This window comes from Emticicia sp. (genome assembly GCF_049241225.1).
GTDB lineage: Bacteria > Bacteroidota > Bacteroidia > Cytophagales > Spirosomataceae > Emticicia.
In genome coordinates this window covers 1-9,760 of the sequence record NZ_JBMLRC010000350.1, presented here as the reverse complement: position 1 = coordinate 9,760, position 9,760 = coordinate 1, and the positions used below count along the sequence as shown (strand labels likewise).

General features: G+C 38.3%; 11 protein-coding genes. 4 read left to right on the top strand and 7 right to left on the bottom strand.

All coding sequences use genetic code 11. The features are described from left to right. The coding region (locus tag ACOVO2_RS18840; RefSeq protein ID WP_421771460.1) for a hypothetical protein at positions 1 to 287 on the top strand (287 nt) is incomplete at its 5' end. A gap of 34 nt (positions 288 to 321) precedes the next feature. Here ACOVO2_RS18840 and nadD read toward each other — a convergent pair. The 6 genes from nadD to ACOVO2_RS18810 form a co-directional block, all read right to left on the bottom strand. After that, positions 322 to 894 (bottom strand): nicotinate (nicotinamide) nucleotide adenylyltransferase, encoded by a 573-nt coding sequence (gene nadD, locus ACOVO2_RS18835; protein ID WP_421771459.1) that lies wholly within the window; start codon positions 892 to 894, stop codon positions 322 to 324. Beyond that, a complete protein-coding gene (gmk, locus tag ACOVO2_RS18830) occupies positions 891 to 1,493 on the bottom strand; it encodes a guanylate kinase (RefSeq protein ID WP_421771458.1) in 603 nt (200 codons plus the stop codon). The genes nadD and gmk overlap by 4 nt, the downstream gene beginning before the upstream one ends. Before the next feature lie 182 nt (positions 1,494 to 1,675). Beyond that, positions 1,676 to 1,942 (bottom strand): hypothetical protein, encoded by a 267-nt coding sequence (locus tag ACOVO2_RS18825; RefSeq protein WP_421771457.1) that lies wholly within the window; start codon positions 1,940 to 1,942, stop codon positions 1,676 to 1,678. Between the two features lie 183 nt (positions 1,943 to 2,125). After that, the gene (locus ACOVO2_RS18820) at positions 2,126 to 2,752 is read right to left on the bottom strand and encodes a sigma-70 family RNA polymerase sigma factor (protein ID WP_421771456.1); all 627 of its coding nucleotides are present in this window, start codon (positions 2,750 to 2,752) and stop codon (positions 2,126 to 2,128) included. Between the two features lie 330 nt (positions 2,753 to 3,082). Then, positions 3,083 to 3,991, bottom strand: coding sequence for a ribosome small subunit-dependent GTPase A (rsgA, locus tag ACOVO2_RS18815; RefSeq protein WP_188770502.1), 909 nt, complete (start codon positions 3,989 to 3,991; stop codon positions 3,083 to 3,085). Positions 3,992 to 4,586: 595 nt separating this feature from the next. Then, positions 4,587 to 5,564, bottom strand: a complete 978-nt coding sequence (locus tag ACOVO2_RS18810; RefSeq protein ID WP_421771455.1) for a bifunctional heptose 7-phosphate kinase/heptose 1-phosphate adenyltransferase — start codon at positions 5,562 to 5,564, stop codon at positions 4,587 to 4,589. Positions 5,565 to 5,742: 178 nt separating this feature from the next. Between ACOVO2_RS18810 and ACOVO2_RS18805 the strand changes: the two genes are divergently transcribed. Continuing rightward, positions 5,743 to 7,389 carry an OmpA family protein gene (locus ACOVO2_RS18805; protein WP_421771454.1) on the top strand — a complete coding sequence of 549 codons (1,647 nt, stop codon included), beginning with the start codon at positions 5,743 to 5,745 and terminating at the stop codon, positions 7,387 to 7,389. A 98-nt stretch (positions 7,390 to 7,487) separates the two neighbouring features. Here the strand turns inward: ACOVO2_RS18805 and purU are convergent, their stop codons facing one another. Beyond that, a complete protein-coding gene (purU, locus tag ACOVO2_RS18800) occupies positions 7,488 to 8,342 on the bottom strand; it encodes a formyltetrahydrofolate deformylase (protein WP_421771453.1) in 855 nt (284 codons plus the stop codon). Positions 8,343 to 8,609: 267 nt separating this feature from the next. On the opposite strand from purU, the gene ACOVO2_RS18795 reads away from it, so the two are divergent. Then, entirely contained in the window at positions 8,610 to 9,086 is a 477-nt protein-coding gene (locus tag ACOVO2_RS18795) for a TlpA disulfide reductase family protein (RefSeq protein ID WP_421771452.1), read from the top strand. Positions 9,087 to 9,155: 69 nt separating this feature from the next. Further along, the coding region (locus tag ACOVO2_RS18790; protein ID WP_421771451.1) for a thioredoxin family protein at positions 9,156 to 9,760 on the top strand (605 nt) is incomplete at its 3' end.

Below are 9,760 nucleotides of genomic sequence, written 5' to 3'. Positions count from 1 at the left end.
TTATGCAAACCAATAAATACGCATCATTCACCGATGAACAGCTTCTTGAAAAGCAACGTAAGAATAAAATGGGTTTCAATTTATTTGTAGCCTTATTCATTCTTTTATTTATATTGCTATGCTTTTCTTTTGGATATTATATTGGAGCTGATGCCGCAACGGATGGGAAAGGAAAGTTTTATGTTACACCTTTTCTTTTTCCTCTTTTTTTTCTTGTACTTCTCTATTTTACGAGTAAAAAAGACCGAAAAGAATTTGAGGAAGAGGTAAAAAGAAGAAATTTATAACTCTGTGGGACGTCGCACGGTTCGTCCCACAGAGTTACAAATAAAATTTCTTCCAGCGTATATATTCATCAACCACATCCGAAACCATATAGCGGATGGGTTTTCCTGCTTTGATTGAATTTCGGATAAATGTTGCCGAAATATCAAGTAAGGGTGCTTCTACAAATTTTACTTTGGGGTGAGTTTTGAAATTATGCTCGGCCGTATTTGGTCTTGGATAAACGTAGAGTTCGTAATATTCGAGAATCTTATCGTAGTTTTTCCAGTTTTCAAACTGCACTAAATTATCTTCACCCATGATGAGCTTAAACTCATGGTTTGGATGGCGTTCGGATAATTTCGTTAGCGTATCAATCGTATAGCTCGGCTTCGGCATCGAAAACTCAACGTCGCTGGCCTTGAGTTTATAATTGTCCGAAATGGCTTTTTCGACCATCGTCAGTCGGTCGAATTCGTGCAGCAAACTTTTGTTTTTCTTGAATGGGTTTTGCGGCGAAACAATAAACCAAACCTGCTCCAGATCGGTGCAATTGGCCATTGTATTAGCAATAATCAAATGACCAACGTGGATGGGGTTAAACGAACCAAAAAACAAACCTATTTTCACACTTCCAATGGTTTTTGAGTAATCACTAATTCGTCTTTCGTAAATTTCTCGTATAAATCTTCTGCTTTTTGCCACGAATGCTCGATATCGTCATTCAGCAAAATCACATCAAATTTATTCTGAAATTCCATTTCAAACTTCATTTTGTAGATTCGGCGAGAGATACTATCCTCATCGTCAGTTCCTCTCGAACGCAAGCGTCGCTCCAATTCTTCCATCGAAGGCACTTTTACGTAAATTGCCAAGGCATTATCGCCAAAATACTTTTTTAGATTCATTCCGCCTTTTACATCGACATCAAAAATCACATTTTTACCTTCCTCCCAAAGTCGTTCGATTTCGGTTTTTAGCGTTCCGTAATATGCTCCAGGGTACACTTCTTGCCATTCTACGAATTCATCACGGTCGATTCTTTCTTTGAAATCATGAATATCGAGAAAATAATAGTCTTTGCCGTTTTCTTCATTGCGTCCACGTTTGTCACGTGTGCAAGCCGAAATCGAAAATCCGAGATTAGAATATTTGCCAAGTAGATGTTTGACAATGGTGGTTTTGCCCGAGCCAGATGGGGCACAAAATATGATTGCTTTACCTTTCATGGGAGATTAGTCGATGGTCAATAGACAACAGTCCACAGCAGAAAGAAAGTCAGCATGACTGAGGATTATGACCAGAAATTATAAAAAAACCATCAAACTTTTCATTTGATGGTCAAATATTTTTACAAATGTAGTACTTATTACTGTTTTAACAAACTACCGTTGGCTCACGCCTCCTACAATCAACAACTAAAAAATATGTGATAGAGTTTTACTTCAATGGCTATAAACCCTAAAAGTAAAAGTGTCAGTCCGATTTTAGCTTTTATATCAAGAACCAATTTCTCTGGGCAGCATTTTTTCTCAACTTTCACCTGCATTGCTTCTTTCACGCATTTTTCGAGCTTATAAGTCTCGATACACGGCATACACGCATCCATGTTTTGCTTGAAGTGTTCGACTTCCTCAGCAGATGCAGAGCCATCAAGAACGGCCTGTATCATCTTCATGCACTTCTGATGATTTTCACACTGATACTTCATTGATTTTTTTTAAATTATAGGAACTGTGATTTTCGTTCAAGTTCTGATGATTCTTAAAGTAATTACTACCTTAATGTCTCATTGATGATTTGTTTGAACAAAGGGACAACAGTAAAGTTTTAAAATTTGTTCATTCTAAATATTTTTTGATTAGAAATCTTCGTCTTCATCGGCCATTTCATCGGTCTTATAACCCATTGAGTTGGCATAGGTTTTCAATTTCTCTTTCAAAAGATTTCTGGCACGGTGCAATCTCGAACGGACAGTTCCGATTGGAATATCCAAGATTTTAGCCATTTCTTCATACGTAAACCCTTCAATATCACACAGAATGATAACGGTTCTGAAATCAACGGGCAGGCTATTTAAGGCATTGGCAACTTCGTCGCCAATCATATCCTGCACAGTTTCCGTACGCAAGTCGGTTGTGGCATCCATTTCGGCATCTTCTGTCGAATTATAGGTTGTCTCAACGTCTTGATAATCTACCTTTGATGGTTCTTTGCTTTTCTTACGATAATCGTTGATAAAGCTGTTTTTCAGAATTCTGAACAACCATGCTTTCGCATTAGTTCCTCGCTCAAATGAGTTGATAAAGCGAAACGCCTTCAAATACGTATCCTGCACCAAATCGTTGGCGTCGTCTTCGTCGTTTGTGAGGCGAAAGGCAAAGTTATACATGGAGTCTATGTGTGGCATAAACTCTTTATCAAAAACTGCGTATTTTTCTTTCTCAGAATACCGGACTTCTACTTCTACGATGTCTTCTTCTTCCATAGACCTAAATAATTATAGTCGGGCAAAATTACGATTTTTACACCAAGATTAAAACGATTTGTCAGAATACCAAGATGGAATTTTTAAGTTTCTATAAAAACACTTTTTTAATCTCGGTATATGGCTTTAATAATGCAGGAATTCTTTTCTAATGTATATACGACAAAGAAAACAAGAATAGCTTTTGCAAGAAAATATTATTTGTGCGAAACGACTTATTTTGAGGATAAAAGGGAAGTTTTAGTCAACGGTCAACTATCCAAAGGTTTTTAATCTAATATACTTCTTTTTGCTTCTGTGGACTGTTGACCGAAAATTGTGGACTTTCCTCTATTTCCTATTATCTCCCCCATCCATCATGCTCAGATAACTAAAATAGCGACTTTGGGCGATTGTGCCTTCGGCTACGGCATCTTTGATGGCACAATGAGGCTCATCGAGGTGTTGGCAATTATTGAAACGACATTGATTGAGCAACTCGAGCATTTCTGGGAAATAATGACTGATTTCTTCCTTCTCCATATCAGCCAGGCCCAGTTCCTTGATACCCGGTGAGTCAATGATGAAAGTTTCGGGAGCAATCTCAAACATTTCGGCAAAAGTAGTGGTATGAACTCCCTTATTGGCAAACACCGAAACCTGCGAAGTGCGTAAATCTAAATCAGGAGCAATCGAATTAACGAGTGTCGATTTTCCGACACCTGAGTGACCCGATAAAAGCGAAACTTTTCCTTTTAGTACATCATAGAATTCATCAACCCCGATGCCATCAGTTGCTGAGGTGAAAATACATTTGTAGTTGAGGCCCTCGTAGAGTTCAGCCAGTTCTTTTTGGTATTCGATTTGTTCTTCATTCAACAAGTCTAACTTATTGAAAATCAAGACAGTAGGAATACGAAACGACTCAGCCGCTACCAAAAATCGGTCGATAAAGCCCAGTGAAGTTCGAGGGAAATTGAGGGTAGCAATCAGCACTGCTTGGTCGAGATTGGTGGCCAGCAAATGCCCGTGAGCAGTTTTATGTACCGATTGGCGAATGATATAATTTTCACGAGGGAGAATATCGCTGATGATGCCCGCATTGCGAACTTCATCTTCCATTTCATAGACAACCCTATCGCCAACAGCAATCGGATTGGTTACTTTTAATCCCTTGATTTTGAACTTCCCTTTTAGCCGACACTGCATAATAGTTCCTTCGTTGGAACGAACATCGTACCAAGAACCCGTCGAACGCATCACTAATCCAATGTTTTGGCTCAAAATTTGATAGAGTTAAAATGTAAAAAACTATTCTTATCTTAAAATAGACTTAAAGGTTATTTTCTGTTGAAAAATTATCCGTTAGATAAGATTTATTTGAATAATTATATTTTTTCTTTTCAGAGAAATAGATTGGCATAAATATCTCTGTGTTTTATCTAATATTGTTGCTAAATATGGCTTCAAATATAATTTTTTACCGTAAAATAAATTTTTAAGTAATTTTTAAGCGTTTGTTGCAACAAATATTAGAATTTTTCCGTTATTTAGTTGTATAGAAACACCAAAGAAACAATTTAAACATATACGACAATGAAAAAAGGAGTATTATTCGGTTTAGCCGCTGTTGCTGTGGGAGTTGTAGTTTATTCTTTAAACAAAAAAGGAAAACTAACAATACCATTTAAGCCAACCACAAAATAATTCTGTCACAATGAATTGTAGCCATCAAAGCCGCCAATTTGCCGACATTCTGAATTTTTAGCACCACGCATTATTTCTAAGAGAAAAAAATGTCGGGTGCTTTTTTTTGTGCTACAAACCAACTATAAAACGTCCAATTTGGACGTTCCTACGCATTCTTCTGATACTCTGCTTTTAGCTTCTCTTTTTCAATCGGTACTACACCTACATACTCGCACACAAGTCCGCCACCAAGGTTCGACATCTCAGCAATAGCTTTTGGCGAAAGTTTTAGAGCCAAACACATAGCCGCAATACTTACTACCGTATCTCCTGCTCCCGAAACATCGGTAATACTACGCAAATGTGCTGCAATATGATGTGTTTCCCCCGCAAAATCTATAAAAACACCATTTTCGGATAATGTCAGAAATACGCCGTTCACGCCCAAAGTTTGTTTGGCTGATGCAACTGCTGCTCTTACTTCGTCTAAATTTTTGGCATTAAAATCAATTTTTAAACCTTCTTTTAACTCTTTCAGATTTGGCTTAAAAATATCGGTTCCTTGATAATGCAAGAAATTTCGCTTTTTGGGGTCAACGATTGTCGGAATACCTTTCGACTTCGCAAAGCTAACAATCGCTTGGATACTTTCGGCATCTAAAGCACCTTTGTCGTAGTCTTCAAAGATAATCACATCGCACGATTCGGCCAAAAGTTTAGCTTTTTCGATGAGTTGCAAACGCTCATCGGCATTGATAAGACCGTCCATTTCTGAATCAATCCTTACAACATGCTGCGAACCCGCCAAAACTCGTTGTTTCACGGTCGTGATTCGGTCGTTGCTTCTGATGATTCCTTCGGTTGGTAAATCATTATCTATCAATAACTTAACCAAATCATTTGCATCAGAGTCATTACCTACAACAGAACATAAAATAGCAGTTCCACCCAAAGATTTGATATTCATTGCCACATTTCCTGCTCCGCCCAAACGAATTTCCTTACGTTTTACATTCACAACGGGAATCGGGGCTTCGGGCGAAATACGCTCAACTTTTCCGAAAATATAAGAATCTATCATCACATCGCCCACAATCAATACTCGGAGTTGAGCGAAGGCATCAAAAATTTGGTTTGCTTGCACGAGTTTAAAATATTTTTTACGGAAGACTTCGCTTTGAGCGAAGCCTTCCGTTTTCATCCAACTGCAAAACTACGGATTTTAGAATGATTTTTTTAAAGAATTAATACATTTTGGCTCGGAGATTGCGTTATTTGCAAAGCAACTCTAAAGGTTATTCCTAAAAACAAAAATAGATTTTATGCGTAAGGCTATCCTATTCTTACTATCCTCTTATTTATATTTCTCTCCATCTTCTGAAAACGGAAGACTCTTTGCTCAATCAATGGAGCAACTTGGTTCGGCTGTCAATACCGAATTTAATGAACTAAATCCTGTGATTTCGCCCGATGGAAAAACACTCTATTTTGTGCGAGTAAGCCACCCATCGAATAATTATGGAGCAAAAGGTAGTCAAGATGTGTGGTATTCTGAAAACAGAGATGGCTCTTGGACGATTGCCCGCCGAATGCCCAATAGTATCAATAAAGACCAATATAATGACCTTTTTAGTATTACTCCCGATGGAAATACGATTTTGATTTCGGGTGTTTATAATGGTGGGCGTCGTGAAAACGAGGTAGGACTTTCGACTTGCAAGAAAACAAAAACTGGTTGGGGAGAACCACAGAAAGTGATAATTCCGAAGTTTGATGATATGTGTAAAGGTCAGTTTCTGACAGCCTGTTTGTCGAACGATGGAAAAACGCTGATTTTGGCTTTTAGCGAAAAACGTAACAGCAAAGAAGATGATTTGTACGTGTGTTTTTTGGGGAAAGATGGAAAATGGACAAAACCCGAAAGTTTGGGCGATAATATTAACACTGGCGATACCGAAACTACTCCATTCTTGGCATCGGATAATTATACGCTTTATTTTGCAACCGACCGCAAAGGCGGTTTGGGTGGCACTGATATTTGGGTGTCGAAACGCTTAGATAGAAGTTGGAGAAAGTGGTCAAAACCCATCAACATGGGCGATAAAGTAAACAGCGATGCCAACGAACTTTCGTACACGATTTCGGCTTCGGGCGAGTATGCGTATATGAGTACCAAGAAAAACTCTGTCGGCAAAGGTGATTTAGTACGTTTCAAACTGCGTGAAGAAAAGAAAGTTGAACCAACTGTGGCGGGCGTACAAACTTCAAACAGCAGAATCGAAGAACAAGAAAGTTTAAAACAAGGTAAAAGCCCTGTAAACACTGCTACAACCGCACCAACGCCCGTTGTAATGATTAGTGGAAAGGTCGTTGACCAAAAAACTGGTCGCCCTATTGAAGCAAAAATTGTTTATCAAGATTTAGCCGATGGTGAAGAACTCGGCGAAGCTTACACTAACCCAACTACTGGCGAATACAAAATTGTATTGCCTTACGGAAAGAAATATTCTTACCACGCCATAGCCAAAGATTTTATTGCAATTGGCAAAAACATTGACCTTACAGAAATAAAAGAGTTCAAAGAAATCAATGGCGATGACCTCAAATTAGTAGCAATCAAAGAAGGTGAAAAAGTGCCGCTCAACAATATTTTCTTTGAATATGCCAAGGCTACGCTACGTTCGGAGTCATTCCCTGAATTAGACCGTATTGCTGAAACCTTGAAGTCGAATGTAAACCTGGCGATTGAAATTCAAGGACATACCGATAATGTGGGCTCGAACGAAAGTAACTTAAAACTATCGCAAGACCGTGCTGAATCGGTTCGTACTTATTTGTTATCGAAGAAACTTCCTGCCAATAGAGTTACGAGTGTAGGTTTTGGTGAAACTCGCCCAATTGCAAGCAACGACACCGAAGAAGGCAAAGCCCAAAACCGCCGTGTGGAGTTTGTGATTGTGAAGAAATAATAAAGTTAGAACGCTGATTTAGCGGATTTTTATGATTATTTATGATAAAAAATCATACACTAACCATAAGAATCATAAAAATCAGCGTTCGATTTTTTTTATAATATCACCGTTCGATTTCCAAAAATGAATACTCGGTCATTAAAAACGAGCTTTAATGCCTGCGTAAGCACCGATTTTTCTACTTCTTTTCCTTCACGAGCCATATCGGTTGCGGCATAGCTGTGGTCAACGTCTTTTACGTTTTGAGCGATAATTGGCCCTTCATCAAGATTATTATTCACAAAGTGAGCCGTTGCTCCAATGATTTTCACACCTCGCTCATAAGCCTGTCGATACGGATTTGCTCCAATGAAAGCTGGTAAAAATGAGTGATGAATATTGACAATCTTATTTGGGTAGTGCGATACAAATTCAGGTGAGAGAATTCTCATGTATTTTGCCAAAACCAAATACTCTGGTTTGTAAATCTCCAATGTTCTTAAAATTGCTTCTTCGTGTTCTTCACGGGTTTTGTGTTCGTGCGTGATGTAATGAAACGGTATCCCGAACTTACTCACAAAAGGTTGAAGCGTATTATAATTACTCACCACGGCTAAAACGTTGGCGTCGAGTTCATCAAAATTGTAGCGTATCAATAAATCCGAAAGACAATGATGCTCTTTGGTGGCCAGAATCACTACGTCTTTTTTCTTTTTAGGGCTTATACGTAAATTAATTTCGGGCGTAGCGATGGTTTCCTGTAAATCTTTCAAAACCTTTTGTGGGTCGAGTTTTTCGGGCGACTCAAACTCGGTTCGCATAAAAAACTGACTTTCAACCAAATCAGTGGCAGGACTTACGTATTCATCTTGCGAAATAATATTACACTCATTTCGATACAGTACGCTTGTTACATGAAAAATCAAACCTTTGGCATCGGGGCCATCCATCAAAAGAATATGTTTTGCCATTATTTAGCACGCTTTAAATGATTTTTAGATTGACACGATTTTCTTCTTTTATAATTAAGTAATAAGATTTTTATAATCGACAATTCTATAAATAGCTAAGAGGCTGTTTATAAGCCCATTAACTTTCTGTGGACTTGTCGACTATTGACCGTGGACTACTTATTTCAGAAAATCATTACTAATCATAAAAAATCACATTAATTAAAGTTTAAGATTGCGAATTACGGATTTTAAAATAAATTTACGAACAACTTCAAGCAAAGAATTGTGAAAATATTCAGAATATACCTTTTATTTACACTTTTATCAACATTTTATGGCTCTTTTGCTCAAAATAACATTGAAGTCATTAAGTTTACGGACTTAGAGCAACTCATAAAAACCGAAAATAAAATTAGTGTAATAAATTTTTGGGCGTCGTGGTGTAAGCCTTGTGTGAGCGAAATGCCAGTTTTTGAGACTTTAGCCGATAACTTTCGTCAGAACAACATTTCTGTGATTTTCATCAGTCTTGATTTCAAACGAGACTTAGCAACAGTAGAAAAATTTGTGGCCGAACATCAGATAAAATCGAAAGTGTATTTGATTGACGAACCCGATTATAATAGCTGGATTGATAAAGTAAGTCCGCAATGGTCGGGGGCGATTCCTGCCACGCTGATAAGCAACGGTACTCGGCAGGAGTTTTACGAACAATCTTTTGACTATCAGAGTCTTAGCGATAAGATTCGGCACTTTTTTTGAAATACTTTTGTTGTATTAACGTTAGTGAACAACATAGATTGACACAAGCATTTTTTTATACTCAAACAAATGAAAAAGCAGTTTTTAATCTTCGGAGCAGTGTTTTTGAGCAGCATTTTCGGGGCAACTCAAATGGCTACGGCTATGCCGTTGACAGATTTGCCAGCACCTACCGCACCAGCACCCACGGGCTATGCTCTGGGCGATGCCGTATCGGATTTTAAACTCAAAAATATTGATGGAAAGATGATGTCACTGGCTGATTTCCAATCGGCCAAAGGGTTTATCATTGTTTTTACCTCAAATCATTGTCCATTCTCGAAATCTTACGAAGACCGAGTGATTGCCCTCGACCGTAAATATGCTTCGCAGGGTTTTCCGGTCATTACGATTAACCCCAACGACCCAGATGCTTACGAAGAGGACTCATTTGCTAATATGCAAGTACGTGCCAAGGAAAAAGGCTACCCGTTTCCGTATTTGACCGATGACACGCAGGTAGTTTCAAAAGCATTTGGTGCGATGCGTACACCACAAGCCTATGTTTTGAAAAAAGAAGGTGGAAAGATAATCGTGAGCTATATTGGTGCCATCGACGATAACGCCCAAGACCCTTCGGGTGTAACAAAACGCTACGTTGAAGATGCCGTGAATAACCTTTTAGTAGGAAAACC

Bases quoted from the DNA above. Each gene is read 5' to 3' on its own strand.
- rsgA (WP_188770502.1), bottom strand. From the start codon at position 3,991: ATGCGTTCGACGGGTTCTTGGTACGATGTTCGTTCCAACGAAGGAACT.
- gmk (WP_421771458.1), bottom strand. From the start codon at position 1,493: ATGAAAGGTAAAGCAATCATATTTTGTGCCCCATCTGGCTCGGGCAAA.
- purU (WP_421771453.1), bottom strand. From the start codon at position 8,342: ATGGCAAAACATATTCTTTTGATGGATGGCCCCGATGCCAAAGGTTTG.
- ACOVO2_RS18820 (WP_421771456.1), bottom strand. From the start codon at position 2,752: ATGGAAGAAGAAGACATCGTAGAAGTAGAAGTCCGGTATTCTGAGAAA.
- ACOVO2_RS18825 (WP_421771457.1), bottom strand. From the start codon at position 1,942: ATGAAGATGATACAGGCCGTTCTTGATGGCTCTGCATCTGCTGAGGAA.
- ACOVO2_RS18805 (WP_421771454.1), top strand. From the start codon at position 5,743: ATGCGTAAGGCTATCCTATTCTTACTATCCTCTTATTTATATTTCTCT.